This window comes from Radicibacter daui, assembly GCA_030657355.1.
In the GTDB taxonomy this organism is placed as follows: domain Bacteria; phylum Pseudomonadota; class Alphaproteobacteria; order Radicibacterales; family Radicibacteraceae; genus Radicibacter; species Radicibacter daui.
Map to the genome: position 1 here is coordinate 2527080 of CP131056.1, position 15725 is coordinate 2542804.

The following is a 15725-nucleotide window of genomic DNA, read 5'->3' on the forward strand; positions in this document are numbered from 1 at the left end:
CAAAAACAAACCGGCGGGCCAATCGGCCCGCCGGTTTTCTTTTCAGGGGTTCCCTGCCCCTCAGCCACCAAAAGCGAGGTTAGGTAGCCACAGCACCAGACCGGGCAGGAACAGCAGTGCCACGATGAGCGCGATGACAGCGCCGACGAAGGGAATTGCCTCACGGGTATATTCCTCGATCTTCACATCCATGAGCGAGCAGACGGCAAACATGGCCACCCCCACCGGCGGTGTCATGCCGCCAAGGGTCACGATGCTCATCATCAGGATGCCGAAATGCACCGGGTCGATGCCCGCCGCCTTGATAACCGGCACGAAGATCGGGGTAAGCAACAGCACCAGCACCGTGCTTTCGATGAAGCAACCGGCAATCAGCAGGAAGACGAGAATGACCAGCACGATCAAGGCCGGGCTGCTGATGCCTGCCAGCATCCAGTGCGAGATGTTCTGCGGCACCTGCAGGAAGATGATGGCAAAGCCCACCATGCCCGACATCAGGATGATGATCATGATGAGGCCGATATCGGAGATGGTGTGGGCAAAAGCCCGCTTTATCTTCTGAAAATCAAGCTCACGGTGCGCGAAGAAGCCCACCAGCACCGCATAGACCACGGCGAAGGAACCGACCTCCGATGGTGTGAACACACCGCCGCGGATGGTGACCACCAGCGCAATAGGGAACAGCAGCGCCCACTTCGCGCCCCAGATGGAGGACATGAGCGCCTTGAAGCTCGGCGGTTCGGTATTCGCCACCACATAACCGCGCTTCTTCGCAATGAGATAGGTGGTGCACATCAGCACCGCCATCATCAGGAAACCCGGGATGATACCGGCCAGGAACAGCCGGCCGATGGAAACATTGCCGACATAACCATAGAGGATGAGGCCGATGCTCGGCGGAATGGTTGCGGTGATGAGCGAGCCCACGGCGATGGCGGCCGCCGAAAAACCCTTGCCATAACCGGCTTTGAGCATCGAGGGGCCGAGGATGCGCGCTTCCATCGCCGCATCTGCCACGGCCGAGCCGGAAACACCGCCCATGACGGTGGAAAGCACGATGGCGACCTGCGCGAGGCCACCGGACATCCAGCCTACAGCGACGTTGGAGAAGCGGAAGAGCCGCGAGGTGATGCCGCTTTCATTCATGAGATGACCGGCCATGACGAAGAAGGGCACCGCCAGCAGCGGGAAGCTTTGGCTCATGGTGGCGATCTTCTGCACGCCGATGGACATCGGCATGGCCGAGCCGGTCATGAAGAAAACGAAACCGGAAATACCGATGGCAAAGGCGACGGGCGCGCCCAAGAACATCAGCACGAAGAAGACAAGGGTCAGCAGCAGCACTTGATCAAAGCTCCGAAGCCGGGGCGAGATCGCCCGAGGTGCGCGAATAGACGAGCATGCCCTGGCGGCGCCGCTTCCAGGCCAGCACCATGTTGCGCAGGAGGGCGATGGCCAGCATCAGGCAGCCAGCGGGAACCGCCGCGGTAACCCAGGCATAGGAAAGGCCGCTGTCGCCGAACTGGCGCTGCCAGTTGAGCGTGGTCAGCCCGTACCCCTCCACCATCAGGATGGCGAGGAAGGTGAGAATGACGACGGAAAGCACCATCTCCAGCCCGAAGCGGGTTTTCTCCGGCAGGAAACGCACCAGCAGGTCGATGCCGATATGCCCCTTCTCGCGCATGGCCCGCGCGGCGCCGAAAAAACACAGCCAGATGAAGAGCAGCTGCGCGACATCGACCGACCAGATCAGCGGATGATCGAAAAACCGCATGATGGAGGCCGCGAAGACCAGCAGCACGATGACTGCCAGCAGAAGGCAGCCAATCGCAAACTCCAGCTGGGCCAGCAGTTTGAAGGGTCGATGGAACATCGGCGCTTTCCCTTGTGAGGAGGCCCACCCCGTTTGGAAGGTGGGCCCCCGGCACTGTTACTGTTCTTGATGAATGGGGAGAAGCCGGCTACCCGGTTCCTCCGGCCGCCTTACTGGCCGGCCACGATCTTCTTGAGCTCGGCGTGCAGGTCGCCATAACCCAGCTCGTCATAAACGCCGGCGGTTGCCTGCTCGAAGGGAGTGGTGTCGATCTCGTTGATCGTCATGCCTTCCTTCTTGAGCTGGTCTTCCAGCGAAGCGAGGCTGTTGCCGGTGCCGTGCGAGGCAACGTCACCCGCCTTCAGCGCTTCTTCACGCAGCATCTTCTGCAGGTCAGCCGGCAAGCCGTCGAACCACGGGCCGCTGGTCACGAGGCCGGTGATCAGGTTGATGTGGTGGGTCTTGGTGATGACCTTGGTGACTTCATAGAGCTTGGAGCCCTGCCCGGCCGGAAGCTGGGCTTCCACCGCGTCGATCACATTCTGCTGCAGGGCGGAATAGACATCGGCATAGGGCATCGGCGTTGCCGTGGCGCCCATGGCGCCGATGGTCTTCAGCCACACCGGCGAGCCGATGGTGCGCATGCGCACGCCCTTCAGGTCATCCGGGGTCTTTACCGGCTTCTGGGTCCAGAGCTGGCGCTCGCCCTGCCACCAGTTGAAGGAAAGCACCTGCAGGCCCGAACCGTCATGCAGCTTCTTGGCCCAGCCTTCGAACAGCGGCGAGGTCACCACCTTGCGGATGCCGTCATAACCGGAAGCAAGGTACGGCGCGCCGAGCACGCCGAATTCTTTCTGGAAGTTGGCAAGGCGGCCGCCATCGACCACCACGGCGACCGGGGCGCCGGTGCGGGCCTGTTCCAGTACGTCCTCATCCGGACCGAGCTGGGAATTCGGGAACAGGCGCACTTCCATCTTGCCGCCCGACGCCTTGGCGACGTTCTCCACAAAGCTTTCCAGCCCTTTGTAGAGCGGATCGCTGGTGGTAAGAGCGGTATTCACATTCAGGGTGTAATCGGCAGCGAATGCCGGCACCGCCACGGTAACCAGCGCAGCGGAAACAAGGCTCTTGAGCCAGAATGACTTCATCATTTCCTCCCGTATGAAACGGCCGTTTGATGGGCTCTCTCGGGGCTGCCCGTTATGGCAACCTCTTCCCAGTACGCTAGTATGGTAGTATAGAGCTGTCAACATGACCCTCGATTTTGAGCTCAAGGCGTTGGCCCCGGATGATCGTCGCAGGCGCCAGGCGACCATCGGCGGGCGGGTGTTCGAGAACATCCGCGCCGCCATCATCCAGCTGCAGCTGAAGCCGGGTAATCCGCTTTCAGAAGCCGAAATCGCGCGCCAGCTGGGCGTCTCGCGCCAGCCGGTGCGGGAGGCTTTCATCAAGCTCGGCGAAAGCGGGCTGGTTGAAATCCGCCCGCAGCGCGGCACCTTCGTGCGCCTCATCTCCATCCGCGAGGTGGCGAATGCCCGCTTCATCCGCGAGGCAATCGAGGTTGCCATTGCCCGCAAGGCCGCCCAGGAGGCCGGGCCGGAGCATATTGCCTTGCTGGAGGAGCTGATCGCCCGCCAGAAGGTGACGGCCGAGACTCACGACAATGTCGCGTTCCTGCGGCTTGACGAACTCTTCCACCAGGCCCTTGCGCGCAGCGCGGACTGCGAGGATGCCTGGCGTGTGCTGGAAGGCCTCAAGGCGCAGATGGACCGGGTGCGTTACCTCTCCCTGCCCCAGGCCACCCCCCTCGACACCATCATCGCCCAGCACATCGAGATCGTGGACGCCATCAAGGCGCGCAACGAAGCCGGCGCCGAAGCCGCCATCCGTCGGCACCTGTCAGAAATCCTGATCTCCCTGCCCAAGCTGGCAAAGGAGCATGCGGGGATTTTTACCGAATAGAAACAGTATCTCGCTACCATCAACGCCCGGTTGCATTTAACTTGGCGAAAGAATGATCATGGCGAATTTTTCATGGATTAAGAGCGACGAGCGGACAATAGAGGCAAATCTCTGGAAACACTGGCTTCAGCAAGTTCCAAAAATTCGATCCCAATTCATACAGGCAATGCAAGGCGACCCATTCGTTTACAATGAGACAGCCAGTGTTGGGCTGCTCGCGAGCGCGGCCAGCCGTTCAGGCCTGTTGGCGATGAGCGAATATGTTTCGATTAAAAGAGGAACAGGCCGAGGTCGCCCTTATCGTAATGGCAGATGCGATCTTTGGGTTGGTGCCCCGGAAACCGGCCGCTCATGGGCCTTCGAAATGAAGCAGCTAATTCGCAAGAAAGCATTAAACGAAGGCACGATAGAAGTTTCATTGGAAGCTGCATGCTCCGATGCACGTAAGGTGCACCTTCAGGAGGCAACCTTCAGGTATGGCTGCCTCATCATAGCCTCCAGTAACGAAAATGGATTGTCCGGCAAAAGCGTTGAACGAATTCATGTAGCCGCCCAAGCTACCGACTTTGCCTGCCAACTCGACATCAAGACCAATCCAGTTTGGCTTCTCTTTAAAAAGGTATAAAAATCAATAATTTGATCAAGTTACGGCCAAATAAACACCCCCCCCTATAGCGTCACAGCCACTTAGCAGGCCAGAAACCCGCCATCGACCGGCACAACCGCGCCGGTCATCATCGCCGCGCCGTTGCCGAGCAGCATGAGGATGGCCTCGGCCACGTCGCGCACTTCGCAGAAGCGGCCGACGGGCGTGCGGGCCATCATCGGGGCGGATTTAGCGGGGTCGCTCCAGGCGCGGGCGGCAAGTTCGGTGAGGGTAATGGCGGGCGCGATGGCGTTGACGCGGATGCCGTGGGGCCCGAGTTCGCGCGCCATCACCCGCGTCGCCCCTTCAAGCCCGGCCTTGGAGGCGGCATAGGCGGTGTGGTCGGGAAATCCGCGATGGGCGGCAACGCTGGTGACGTTGACGATGGCCCCGCCGCCACCGGCAGCAATACGCGCACGGGCAAATTCCTGCGCCACGACAAGGGCGGCGCGCAGGTTGGTGCCCAGCACCGCGTCATAGCCCGCATCGCTCATATCAAGGAAACTCTCCAGCACATTGATGCCGGCACAGTTGATGAGAAAGTCGCAAGGCCCCACCTTCCTGACGGCGGCACGGGCAGCGGCTATATCCGCAAGATCGACCGCGAAAGTGCGGCAGCCCGTCTCCTTCGCCAGCGACACCAGATCGGACGGCGTGCGGGAGAGAGCGATAACACTTGCGCCCCGCTCCGCCAGCAGCCGCACAGTCTCGCGGCCAATGCCCTTGCCGGCGCCGGTCACAAGCGCGGTTTTGCCCTGAAGTTCCAAAATGATGCCTCCCCGAATGGCCGGCCGGCTTGACGACCGGGTCTTTCGGGAGAGGGTACAAGACAATCTACCCGCCGTCCGCCCAAACTCCGGCCCGGCGGGCTTACTGACTGTCCCTCACCTTCCGGGCAGCCTGCTGCAACGAGGAAAAGGCCCCATAACGCCGAAGATGCAACTGCCCGATCTCGCCGCGCGAAGGTTCATGCAACCGGGCAGAGCCGGAGAGTTCCCGCATCGCAGTCGCCAGATCAGGCTGCTGGCCGCTGGCGACGGCCCCGAGCATGGCCGCCCCCAGCAGCACCGGCTCCGATGTATCGGCAACAGCGACGGTGGTGCCGGTGGCATCGGCCAGAACCTGACACACCAGGCGGCTACGCGCTGCCCCGCCGCTTGCCATGATCGTACTGATGGAAATGCCGCTTTCCCGCAGCCTGTCGAGCAGCTGGCGCAGCCCGTAACCGATACCGGCAAGGCCGGCGATATAGAGGCCGATCAGGCTTTCCAGATCATCCTCAAGCCCGAGGCCCGCGATGATGGCCCGCGCTTCGGGATCGGCAAAAGGCGACCGGTTGCCGAGAAATTCAGGCACCACATGCACGCCGCCTGCAAGGCGAATGGCCTCCTGAGATGAAGCAATCCGGCTTTCGGCCTGCCTGCCCAGCCATTCAACAAGGGACAGATTTTCCTCCGCCGCCTTTGTCTTTGCTCCGGTCGCTGCCGGATGCAGCAAAACCAGATGGTCGAGCGCCGCACCGGCGGCGGACTGCCCGCCTTCCGTCAGCCACAGGCCGGGAACCATTGCGGAGAAGTACGGCCCCCAGACGCCGGGGACAAAAATGCGGCCGTCGGCCGATGCCATAGAGCAGGCGGAAGTTCCGAAGATATAGGCAAGGCGGCTGCCAAAGCCCGCCCCCTCGCCCGTCCCGCCGATGTCGGCGCCCAGCGTGCCCACACCGCCGGCATGCGCATCGATGAGCGCTGCGGCAACAGCCGTTCCGGGCGACAGCCCGAGTTCCCCGGCTGCGCTGGCGGTCAGGCCCTGACCCAGCGCCGTGCCCGGCGCAACGACCCGGGTGCCGATGCGGGCAAAGCCGTCTTCGGCAAGTTCACCAAGGCCAATGGCGCGAAAATACTCCCCGTCCCAGCGTTGCTCATGGGCGAGATAGGTCCATTTGCACGTCACTGTGCAGGTGGAACGCTCCAGCGAGCCGGTCGCCCGCCAGGTAAGGAAATCGGAAAGGTCCATGAAATGGGCGGCCGCGGCGAAAGCCTGCGGCAGATGGCGCTTCAGCCAGAGCAGCTTTGGCGTTTCCATCTCCGGCGAGATGCGCCCGCCGACATAGTCTAGCACGGCGTGATTGCCGCGATTGATCTCCTCCGCCTCCGCGACCGCCCGGTGATCCATCCAGACGATGATGTTTCGCTCGGCAACTCCTGACGGGCTGACGGTTGCCGGTTGCCCGTCCGCATCCAGCGCAACCAGCGAACAGGTGGCGTCAAAGCCGATGCCGGAAATGTCTGCCGGCAGCAGCCCGGCGGCCGCGACTGCTTCACGCACGCTGGCGGTCACCGCCTGCCAAATCTGGTCTGCCGATTGCTCAACGATATCGCCGGCCTCACGCCAGATCGTGATCGGACGTCTGGCCGTCGCCAGCAAACGCCCGTCGGCAGTGAAGATTCCGGCGCGGGCGCTGGTGGTGCCGACATCGACGCCCACCAGGGCGCCGGCAGCTTTATGGGCCGTCAGGTTGCTCATGGTTTTTAGAGGTCGACGCTTTGCGGGAGGATGACGAGATCGCGAATGGTGACCGTGCGCGGCCGGGTCAGCATGAAGAGCACGGAATCGGCCACCGCCTTCGGCTGCATGAGGCTGCCATTGGCAAGTGCCTCTTCCATCTTGGCCTTCGGCCAGTCGTCCAGCAGGGCGGTGACCACCGGCCCGGGAAGCACGGCGCCCACACGAAGCCCGTGCGGGGCAACCTGCCGCCGCACCGTATGGACGAAGGCCTGAACGGCATGTTTTGAAGCAGTATAGATCGGCTCCCACACCACCGGCACGACGCCCGCTATCGAGCTGGTGACGATGATGTCTCCCGTCTTGCGCTCCACCATGTGCGGCAGCACGGCGCGGATGGAGCGAAAGGCCGCATTGATGTTGAGGTTGAGCATGCGGTCCCAGGCGTCGGGATCGCCGGTGACCACATCGCCGCCGACATAGGCACCGGCATTGGCGTGAAAGATATCGAGCTGGCCGGCCCGCTCCAGAATTTGCGGCAGCATGGCATCGATGCTGGCGGGCACGGCCAGATCGACCACCAGCGGCACGGCAGCCGGCCCCAGCTCATCGGCAAGGGCGCCGAGCTTGTCCCCCGCCCGGTCTACCAGAAACACGGTGGCACCTGCCGCCAGCATGGCGCGGGCACATTCCAGCCCGATCCCGGAGGCCGCGCCGGTAACCGCCGCGACCTTTCCTTCCAATGATGCTTGCACTTTTGTTCTCCAGAATTGGCTGGCTTCAGGCGCGGCCGTGCGAGATGCGAGAGCGGCGCGCGAGGGAATCCACGATCACGGCCAGAGCGAGAACACCGCCGGTGATCATGTATCGAAGCGAAGAGCTGAGATTGAGCAGGGTCAGGCCGTTTGAAATCGCTTGGATGACGATGATGCCCAAGAGCGCCGAATAGGCACTTCCCCGCCCGCCGAAGAGGCTGGTGCCGCCAATGACGGCCGCCGCGATGGCGTTGAGATTGACGTCGCCGGTACCGGCCTGCTGGCTGGAGGAGGCAAGGCGCGCCGCCGACAGGATGCCACCCAGCGCTGCCAGCGTGCTGCAGAGCACGAAGGCGCTGGTATAGATGCGCTTGACCTTGATACCGGCCCGGCGCGCGGCCTCGCGGTTGCCGCCGACGGCAAAGAGCGAACGGCCCCATTTGGTGCGGGTCAGTAGATAGTCGAGCACCATGACGAGCGCGACGAACAGCGCGAACATCCATGGTACGCCGCGGCCGAGATTGAGGTAATAGACCGCAAACTCCAGCACCGCCGTCAGCACGGATGCCTTCAGCACAAGGCGGCCGAAAGACTGGGCCGAAAGATTGGCGCGATGGCGCTGGCGGATAACCCGCACGCCCGATGCAAGCGCAACCAGCCCCGGCAGGATGGCAAGGCTGTGCGAGAGCCAGTGCGGCATCACCAGTATCTGCCCGAAGCGCACCAGCGCGCTTTCATAAGGCAGATTGATGGAGCCAGTGGCCCCCAGCACATAGAGCTGCATGCCAAGGATGGCGAGAAGGCCCGCAAGCGTGGAAATGAAGCTCGGCATGCCAAGGCGCGTATAGAGCAGCGCGTAGAGACCGCCGATCACCGCCCCCACAGCCATTGCCGCCGGGATCGCCTCATAAACCGCCCAGCCGTGATTGATCCACAGCGTGCCCACCATGGCCGAGGCAAAGCCGCTGATGGAGCCCACGGAGAGGTCGATTTCCCCCACCATCAGCACGCAGACGATGCCGAGGGAGATGACGCCAACCGTCGCGCAATCGAACAGCAGGTTCACCAGATTGTTGGGCGCGAGGAAGATGGGGTTGAGGCTGGAAAAGACGATGGAGATGACGACCAGCCCGACGGCGACCGGCAGCATGCCGAGATCGCCGGAACGGATCTGGTCAAGGAAGGCCCGCAGGCTGCCGCCAACACCATCGTCATGGCGCACACGCACATCGGCGCGGTCGAGGGCCGGGGCAGGTTTGGGCGTGGTGTTCTCAAGGCTCATGGTGCGATCTCCCTGCCCTCGCCGGCTTCCGCGGCTTTGAAGGCACCGGCTTCCTTGCGCCCGATACGGCGCGAGACGGCGTTTTCGCTGGCGCCGGTAATGGCGGCCACCAGCTCCTGCTGTGAGGCATCGCGGGTAAAGACACCGTTGTTGCGCCCAAGGCGCAGTACAACGATACGATCCGCCACCGCCTTCACGTCTTCCATGTTGTGGCTGATCATCACCACACCCAGACCCCGGTCACGCACCCGTTCGATGAGGTTCAGCACCTCTGCCGTCTGGGCGACACCAAGGGCGGCTGTCGGCTCGTCCAACATGATGATTTTGGGGTCGAGCAGCAGCGAGCGGGCGATGGCCACGGTCTGGCGCTGCCCGCCGGAAAGCGAGGCCACCGGCTCCCGGACGGAGGGAATGCGGGCCGCCAGCTCATTGAGCAGGGTCCAGGCCCGCACCTCCATCGACACCTCGTCAAGGCGCCAGGGTTTCATCTCGTGGCCAAGGAAAAGATTGGCGACGACATTGAGGTTCTCGCACAGCGCGAGGTCCTGATAGACCGTAGCGATGCCAAGGCTCATGGCCGTGCCGGGATCATCGAGCAAGACTTCCCGCCCGCAAAAGCTGATCGTGCCGGATGTTGGCCTGTGAACGCCGGCCAGCACCTTGACGAGGGTGGATTTGCCGGCGCCGTTATCGCCCACCAGCGCCACCACCTCGCCGGCATGAACATCAAGCTCGATATCCGAGAGTGCAGATACCGCACCGAAACTTTTGCTGATGCCGCGCAGGCTGAGAATGGGCTCGCCGCGCGGAAGGGTGCCAATTGTCTTGCCTGTCATGGCGAGCGCCCCTGCTCTTTATTTGAGTGTGCAATGCGGCCCTGCCGGCGGCCTTGAGACGGCCGACAGGGCCTGGCGGGGCGTTTGCCCCGCCGCTTTGCCTTTTCGCCTGTCGCCTAGTTGGTGATGCCCAGCTTGCGGCAACCCTCGGCATATTCACCCGTGCAGATTTCCGCCGGGGTCTGGATGCCCTTGTCGAAAATCTCGGCCTTGATGTTCTCGGCCGTCACCACAGCCGGGGTGAAGAGCTGCGAGGGTGTGTTGTAGAGGGTGTGGGTCGCCTTCGGCGCCTCGCCGGAAAGCAGCTTCACCGCCACATTGGCCGCTGCGGCCGCCACGATCTCCGACGGTTTGGAGATGGTGTTGTACTGGTCGCCCGAGATGATGAGCTGCAGCGCCGCGATAGTCGCGTCATTACCGGTTACCGGTGGCACGGGATTGACGCCCGCCGCCTTGAAGGCCGCGATGGCGCCGCCGGCAGTACCGTCATTGGCTGCAGCCACGCCAATGATCTTGTCGCCAAAACGGGTGATCTGGCCCGAGGCCCAGCGCTGCGCTTCCGGCGGGGCCCAGTTGGGGGTGTCGAACTCGGCGAGCGTGACATAACCGGATTTGCCGAGCGCGGCATGCACACCGTCACGGATGAGGCCGGCGGCCGCATCGGTCGGCGAGCCGTTGATCTCGATAACACCGGAGCCGGCCGGCACACCCATCTTCTTCAGATGGTCGACCAGCGACTGGGCAATGGCCTCGCCGATACCCTTGTTATCGAAGGAGACATAATAGTCCGCCGCCTTGTCCGGGATCGGCCGGTCATAGGCGATGACCTTGACGCCCTGCGACTGGGCGAGCGAGACCAGCGACGCGGCAGCGGTGGAATCCACCGGATCGAGAACGATCACCCTAGCGCCCTGGGCAAGCACCGAGTTGAACTGCTGCTGCTGCATGGCCGCATCGGCATTAGCGTTTTGATAGATGAGCTTGCAGCCGGCGCAGAGCTTTTCCATCTCGGCCTTGAAGCCGGGGTAATCGTGCTGCTCATACCGGGTCGAGGCCTGGTCGGGCATCAGGAAGGCCACGGTGGCATCCTTGGCGTCCGCCAGGGCAGAGCCGGCCAGCAGGCTGGCGGCAAGGAGTGCGGCGCCGGCAATACCGGTGCGGGCATGGACGAAATTCTTGTCAGACATTTCCTGCGTTTCTCCCTATGACAGGGCGCAAAAGGCCCCTCTCCGGCGCGTGGCGACGTGCCGGCAGCTGTTGTTGTTGATTGGGTTTGAGCAATTTCAGGTTCGCCGCGTTTTCCCTTTGCGGGACGGTGCGGCGGCCGGCACGGGCCGGGCTTTTTCTGGCCGGCAGCGTCGCCCTGATCAGGGGCGCCGTGCGAGCCGGGCTGGTCATCCTGCCGGTTTGCGGCATTGCCGCCAGGCCGGCCTGTTCTGTCAGGGTATCGGGGGTGGTCCTCCTTCAGTCAGCGGGTGAACAGGGTCGTTTCGGCCGAAATCAGGCAGCCGCCACGTTCTCTCCAAGCAGCAGGCGAAACCGCGTCGGCGGAATGCCTTTCTGCTTCAGGAACTGGCGATTGAAATTGGACAGGTTGTTGAAGCCCGCCGCGTAACAGATTTCCGTCACGCTCATGTCCGGGGCATTCATCAGCAGCTGGCACGCAAGATTGATGCGCAGCCGGTTGACGTACTGCACCACGCCCATGCCAGTGTGGCGGCGAAAACTGCGCGAGAAGGTGCCGGCGGAAAGACCCGCGCTTTCGGCAAGATCACTCTCGGAAAATGGCTCGGTCAGGTTGGCGTTGATGAAAGAGAGCGCCTGGTTGACGCCGGTCGACATGAAACCGGAGGGGTCGGGGTGATATTCAGCGCTGGTGAGCGGCTGCACCTGCCGGTCAGCGGCAAGAGCGGCCAGCAGCCCGAAAAAAAGCTCCACCCGCCGGATACCACGCGCCTTGACCAGCTCCTCCAGCAGCGGTGCCGCCCGGTTGGCGGTTTCAGCGCTGAACAGCGCGCCGCGCCGGCTGATTTCCAGCACCGGCTGAAAACAGGAAAGTTCGCCGAACACACCCGCGATATCGGAGAGGAAGATTTCCGGAAACTGGACGACGCGGCTGCGCAGTGGCACGGGCGTTTCCGGCGCGACATGGCTTACCCAGTTGTGCGGCAGGTTGGGCCCGGTCATCACCAGATTTCCCGGCGCGAACTCCCCGATGAAATCCCCGATGAAATAGCGTCCGGAGGTCGCCACGACATAGTGGATCTCGCACTCCGGATGAAAGTGCCAGCGAACGGTGTGATACGGATACCCGTGTTCCCAGGCGGTGAACGACTGGCCACGGCCGATCTGCACGACCTCAAGATCAGGCTTCACGCTTTTTCCTCCCGACGGGAGCCTTCCTTGCCGGCCATGGCCGGGGAGGCTCTCTCCCGCAGGTCCGGCAGCCAAGCCGTCCTGCAGGATCAAAAATGCCTGAGGACAACAGCCACCGCCACCACGATAGGCATGAACAACTGATACTTTTTTGTCGTTTTCTTCAGATTATTGTGCCGCAGTGCACCATTAGAGGGCCAGAAGGCCGACAAAGATCCGCCTTGCCCGCTTTACCACTCCGCGAAGGAACCATCCTCATGGCGCCAGACGGGGTTGCGCCAGCGGTGGCCTTCCTTCGCCTTTTCAATCACATAGTCTTCATCGATATCCACGCCGAGGCCGGGGCCGTCCGGGATGGCGACAAAACCATCCTCGTAGCGGAAGACATCCTTGTTGCGGGCATAGTCGATCAGATCGTTGCTCTTGTTGTAGTGGATGCCGAGGCTCTGTTCCTGGATGAAGGCGTTGTAGCTGACGGCATCCACCTGCAGGCAGGCCGCCAGCGCAATCGGCCCCAGCGGGCAATGCGGGGCAATTGCCACATCATAGGCCTCCGCCATCGCCGCGATCTTGCGGCATTCGGTGATGCCGCCGGCATGGGAAACGTCGGGCTGGAGAATATCCACCACCGCTTCCTGCAGCACGCTCTTGAAATCCCAGCGGCTGTAAAGCCGCTCCCCGAGCGCGATGGGTGCAGAGGAAAGGCCGGCGATTTCCTTCAGCGCCTCGCGGTTTTCGCTCAGCACCGGCTCCTCGATGAACATCAGCCGGTAAGGCTCCAGCTCCTTGACCAGTACCCGCGCCATCGGCCGATGAACGCGGCCATGGAAATCGACGGCGATGCCGACATGCGGGCCCACCGCCTCCCGCACCAGCGCCACCCGCTCCACCGCGGCATCGATCTTGGCGTGGCTATCGACGATCTGCAGCTCTTCGGCACCATTCATCTTGAGCGCCGTGAAGCCACGCGCCACTACGTCCTTCGCCCCGGCCACAACCTCTGCCGGCCGGTCGCCACCGATCCAGGAATAAATCTTGATGCGGTCGCGGCAGCGGCCACCCAGCAGCTCATGCACCGGCACGCCGAGGGCTCGGCCCTTGATATCCCACAGCGCCTGGTCGATGCCGGCAAGCGCGCTCATGAGGATGGCGCCGCCGCGGTAAAAACCGCCGCGATAAAGCACGTTCCAGTGATCCTCAATATGGCGGGGATCCTTGCCGACCAGATAGTCCGCCAGCTCGTGCACGGCGGCCTGGACGGTGAGCGCCCGCCCCTCCACCACCGGCTCGCCCCAGCCGCTCACGCCCTCATCCGTCTCGATCTTCAAAAAGAGCCATCGGGGAGGAACGATAAAGGTCTTGAGGGCCGTGATCTTCATGGGTCGGAAACTCTCAGGGTAAAAGCAAAAGGGGCGGCCTGGTTACGGCTCAGCTGCGCCTCTCTGGCGCCGGCTTCTTCCGGCTCTGGGCGCGCTCAAGATCCTGCGCTGCCCGGTCAAGAATGGCGGAAACAGCCGTCCGGGCCGCCGTGCCGTCCCGCAGCCGCAGCGCTTCAACGAGGCCTGCGTGCAGCCGCACCGCCTCGTCGCGGCGATCAACGGAAGCGGCGCTTACTTCCAGCGCGAAATTGAGCGCCGTTTCGATAAGCCCGCCGATCTGGCGAAAAATGGGATTATGGCAGGCGCCATAGAGCACCTGATGGAAGACAGCGTCATAACGGGCAAAGGCCGCCACATCCGGGCCGGCGGCGGCCATGCCGCCGAGCGCGGCTTCCAGATCGGCAATCTCGCGCAGGGAAGCGCGGCTGGCGGCGAGTTCGGCCACCAGCGGCTCGATGGCCCGGCGCGTTTCCAGAATGGAATCGAAAAGTTTGGGATCGAGCTGCCCGGGGCCGTACCACTCCAGCACCTGCGGATCGATGATGTTCCAGTTGTCGCGCTCGCACACCACGGTGCCGATACGCGGGCGGCTCAGCACCAGCCCCTTGGCCGCCAGGATCTTCAGCGCCTCGCGGATGACGGTGCGGCTGACGCCGTGGGCCGTGCACAGGTCGGCCTCGCTCGGCAACGTGTCGCCGGGGGCGTAAGTGCCGGAGAGAATGCCGGCACCCAGCGTACGCACGATATCGGACATGACACGGGGCCGGCGCGCCTTGTCCGGGCTGCCCATCGCCTTCTCCGTCTCCGGCGCCTGTTCTGGCCGCGATATGGCCATCCTTCCCCCCAAAACTTCCGGCAGTCCGGCACAGGCCCAGCCTTGCCGCCCGCTCTTTCTGACTTGGCGCATATGCCCGTGTCAAAAAAGCTTCTACATCTTTTATCAGACCAGAGCAATTGACTGGTATGATAAAACGGAATAGCGTCCCTTCTGACCGGGCCATGCACCCGGCATCCGTATTCGGGAGGAAATCATGCGGTTGATGAAAAAGGCGCTGCTCGCAGGCGCCCTTGCGGTGCTGTCTGTAACTACCCTTTCCGCCACGCTCACCCCGGCTCACGCCGCCGATGTGAAGATCGGCTTCGTCGTGAAGCAGCCGGAAGAGCCGTGGTTCCAGGACGAATGGAAATTCGCCGACCAGGCTGCCAGGGAAAAGGGCTTCACCCTCGTCAAGATCGGTGCCGAGGATGGCGAGAAGCTGATGTCGGCCATCGACAATCTGGGCGCCCAGGGCGCGCAGGGCTTCATCGTCTGCACGCCGGACGTGAAGCTCGGGCCGGGCATCGTCGCCAAGGCCGCCGCCAATGACCTGAAGGTGATGACGGTGGACGACCGCCTCGTCGGCGCCGATGGCAAGCCCCTCGCAGACGTGCCGCACATGGGCATCTCCGCCACCAAGATCGGCGAGACCGTGGGCAAGGCGATTGTCGACGAGATGAAGGCCCGGGGCTGGAAGCCGGAAGAAGTGGGCGCCATCCGCGTTTCTTACGACCAGCTGCCGACCGCCGTGGATCGTGTCGAAGGTGCCATCTCGGTGCTTAAGGCCAATGGTTTTGCCGCCTCCAACATCTTCGACGCCCCGCAGGCCAAGACCGATACCGAAGCGGCGCTGAATGCCGCGACGGTGGTGCTCAACAAGCATGCCGACATCAAGAAGTGGGTCGCCTTCGGCCTGAATGACGAAGCCGTTCTGGGCGCCGTGCGCGCTTCCGAAAGCGTCGGCATTCCGGCGGCCAACATGATCGGCGTCGGCATCGGCGGCGCTGACTCGGCGATCAACGAGTTCAAGAAGCCGGCCGCAACCGGTTTTGTCGGCTCGGTCATCATCTCGCCGAAGCGGCACGGTTATGAAACGGCGCTCAACATGTACAGCTGGATCGCCGACGGCAAGGAACCGGAAAAGCTCATCCTGACCTCCGGTGCCCTCGCCAAGCGGGACGATTACCAGCAGGTTCGCAAGGATCTGGGCATCGAATAAGCCCGCTTCCGGGCCCATCCTGATCCAGACTTCTGCCGGCGGCCCGAAACCGGATGCCGCCGGCAGAATGCGCCTTGCGCCTGCCCTCGGGGCACGCCAAGGCTGATATACCCCGCCCCGCCGCTCCCCTGCCCTTCG

General features: G+C 63.1%; 15 protein-coding genes. 3 read left to right on the plus strand and 12 right to left on the minus strand.

The genetic code is table 11. The features are described from left to right. Nucleotides 1-60: 60 nt before the first annotated feature. The 3 genes from QTL98_RS11960 to QTL98_RS11970 all read right to left on the minus strand — a co-directional run bounded on the left by QTL98_RS11960 (nucleotide 61) and on the right by QTL98_RS11970 (nucleotide 2961). Nucleotides 61-1344, minus strand: coding sequence for a TRAP transporter large permease (locus QTL98_RS11960; protein WP_445678707.1), 1284 nt, complete (start codon nucleotides 1342-1344; stop codon nucleotides 61-63). A 4-nt stretch (nucleotides 1345-1348) separates the two neighbouring features. Then, on the minus strand, nucleotides 1349-1873 hold the full coding sequence (locus QTL98_RS11965) for a TRAP transporter small permease (RefSeq protein ID WP_445678708.1): 525 nt from the start codon (nucleotides 1871-1873) through the stop codon (nucleotides 1349-1351). A gap of 110 nt (nucleotides 1874-1983) precedes the next feature. Then, nucleotides 1984-2961: a C4-dicarboxylate TRAP transporter substrate-binding protein gene (locus QTL98_RS11970; RefSeq protein WP_445678709.1), complete on the minus strand. Its 978-nt coding sequence runs from the start codon at nucleotides 2959-2961 to the stop codon at nucleotides 1984-1986. 103 nt (nucleotides 2962-3064) lie between these two features. On the opposite strand from QTL98_RS11970, the gene QTL98_RS11975 reads away from it, so the two are divergent. Together QTL98_RS11975 and QTL98_RS11980 are read left to right on the plus strand one after the other, a co-directional pair. After that, nucleotides 3065-3775, plus strand: a complete 711-nt coding sequence (locus QTL98_RS11975) for a GntR family transcriptional regulator (protein WP_445678710.1) — start codon at nucleotides 3065-3067, stop codon at nucleotides 3773-3775. Nucleotides 3776-3833: 58 nt separating this feature from the next. Next, nucleotides 3834-4400: a hypothetical protein gene (locus QTL98_RS11980; protein WP_445678711.1), complete on the plus strand. Its 567-nt coding sequence runs from the start codon at nucleotides 3834-3836 to the stop codon at nucleotides 4398-4400. 62 nt (nucleotides 4401-4462) lie between these two features. Here the strand turns inward: QTL98_RS11980 and QTL98_RS11985 are convergent, their stop codons facing one another. The 9 genes from QTL98_RS11985 to QTL98_RS12025 form a co-directional block, all read right to left on the minus strand. Then, nucleotides 4463-5188, minus strand: coding sequence for an SDR family oxidoreductase (locus tag QTL98_RS11985; RefSeq protein ID WP_445678712.1), 726 nt, complete (start codon nucleotides 5186-5188; stop codon nucleotides 4463-4465). Nucleotides 5189-5291: 103 nt separating this feature from the next. Continuing rightward, complete coding sequence (locus QTL98_RS11990) at nucleotides 5292-6944, minus strand: FGGY-family carbohydrate kinase (RefSeq protein ID WP_445678713.1); 1653 nt, start codon at nucleotides 6942-6944, stop codon at nucleotides 5292-5294. 5 nt (nucleotides 6945-6949) lie between these two features. Then, nucleotides 6950-7678, minus strand: a complete 729-nt coding sequence (locus tag QTL98_RS11995) for an SDR family oxidoreductase (protein ID WP_445678714.1) — start codon at nucleotides 7676-7678, stop codon at nucleotides 6950-6952. Nucleotides 7679-7703: 25 nt separating this feature from the next. Continuing rightward, a complete protein-coding gene (locus tag QTL98_RS12000) occupies nucleotides 7704-8960 on the minus strand; it encodes a sugar ABC transporter permease (protein ID WP_445678715.1) in 1257 nt (418 codons plus the stop codon). Continuing rightward, the gene (locus tag QTL98_RS12005) at nucleotides 8957-9796 is read right to left on the minus strand and encodes an ATP-binding cassette domain-containing protein (protein ID WP_445678716.1); all 840 of its coding nucleotides are present in this window, start codon (nucleotides 9794-9796) and stop codon (nucleotides 8957-8959) included. Before QTL98_RS12005 ends, QTL98_RS12000 begins: the two co-directional genes overlap by 4 nt. Nucleotides 9797-9912: 116 nt before the next feature. Then, nucleotides 9913-10983 (minus strand): ABC transporter substrate-binding protein, encoded by a 1071-nt coding sequence (locus tag QTL98_RS12010; protein ID WP_445678717.1) that lies wholly within the window; start codon nucleotides 10981-10983, stop codon nucleotides 9913-9915. A gap of 313 nt (nucleotides 10984-11296) precedes the next feature. After that, on the minus strand, nucleotides 11297-12172 hold the full coding sequence (locus QTL98_RS12015) for a helix-turn-helix domain-containing protein (protein ID WP_445678718.1): 876 nt from the start codon (nucleotides 12170-12172) through the stop codon (nucleotides 11297-11299). A gap of 230 nt (nucleotides 12173-12402) precedes the next feature. Further along, nucleotides 12403-13551: a galactonate dehydratase gene (gene dgoD, locus QTL98_RS12020; protein WP_445678719.1), complete on the minus strand. Its 1149-nt coding sequence runs from the start codon at nucleotides 13549-13551 to the stop codon at nucleotides 12403-12405. A gap of 49 nt (nucleotides 13552-13600) precedes the next feature. Next, nucleotides 13601-14341 (minus strand): FadR/GntR family transcriptional regulator, encoded by a 741-nt coding sequence (locus QTL98_RS12025; RefSeq protein WP_445678720.1) that lies wholly within the window; start codon nucleotides 14339-14341, stop codon nucleotides 13601-13603. A gap of 241 nt (nucleotides 14342-14582) precedes the next feature. Between QTL98_RS12025 and QTL98_RS12030 the strand changes: the two genes are divergently transcribed. Beyond that, nucleotides 14583-15587, plus strand: a complete 1005-nt coding sequence (locus QTL98_RS12030; protein WP_445678721.1) for an arabinose ABC transporter substrate-binding protein — start codon at nucleotides 14583-14585, stop codon at nucleotides 15585-15587. The last annotated feature ends 138 nt before the right edge of the window (nucleotides 15588-15725 follow it).

Bases quoted from the DNA above. Each gene is read 5' to 3' on its own strand.
- QTL98_RS12005 (WP_445678716.1), bottom strand. From the start codon at position 9,796: ATGACAGGCAAGACAATTGGCACCCTTCCGCGCGGCGAGCCCATTCTC.
- QTL98_RS11975 (WP_445678710.1), top strand. From the start codon at position 3,065: ATGACCCTCGATTTTGAGCTCAAGGCGTTGGCCCCGGATGATCGTCGC.
- QTL98_RS11980 (WP_445678711.1), top strand. From the start codon at position 3,834: ATGGCGAATTTTTCATGGATTAAGAGCGACGAGCGGACAATAGAGGCA.
- QTL98_RS11990 (WP_445678713.1), bottom strand. From the start codon at position 6,944: ATGAGCAACCTGACGGCCCATAAAGCTGCCGGCGCCCTGGTGGGCGTC.
- QTL98_RS12010 (WP_445678717.1), bottom strand. From the start codon at position 10,983: ATGTCTGACAAGAATTTCGTCCATGCCCGCACCGGTATTGCCGGCGCC.
- QTL98_RS12030 (WP_445678721.1), top strand. From the start codon at position 14,583: ATGCGGTTGATGAAAAAGGCGCTGCTCGCAGGCGCCCTTGCGGTGCTG.
- dgoD (WP_445678719.1), bottom strand. From the start codon at position 13,551: ATGAAGATCACGGCCCTCAAGACCTTTATCGTTCCTCCCCGATGGCTC.
- QTL98_RS12000 (WP_445678715.1), bottom strand. From the start codon at position 8,960: ATGAGCCTTGAGAACACCACGCCCAAACCTGCCCCGGCCCTCGACCGC.
- QTL98_RS12025 (WP_445678720.1), bottom strand. From the start codon at position 14,341: ATGGGCAGCCCGGACAAGGCGCGCCGGCCCCGTGTCATGTCCGATATC.
- QTL98_RS11965 (WP_445678708.1), bottom strand. From the start codon at position 1,873: ATGTTCCATCGACCCTTCAAACTGCTGGCCCAGCTGGAGTTTGCGATT.
- QTL98_RS11970 (WP_445678709.1), bottom strand. From the start codon at position 2,961: ATGAAGTCATTCTGGCTCAAGAGCCTTGTTTCCGCTGCGCTGGTTACC.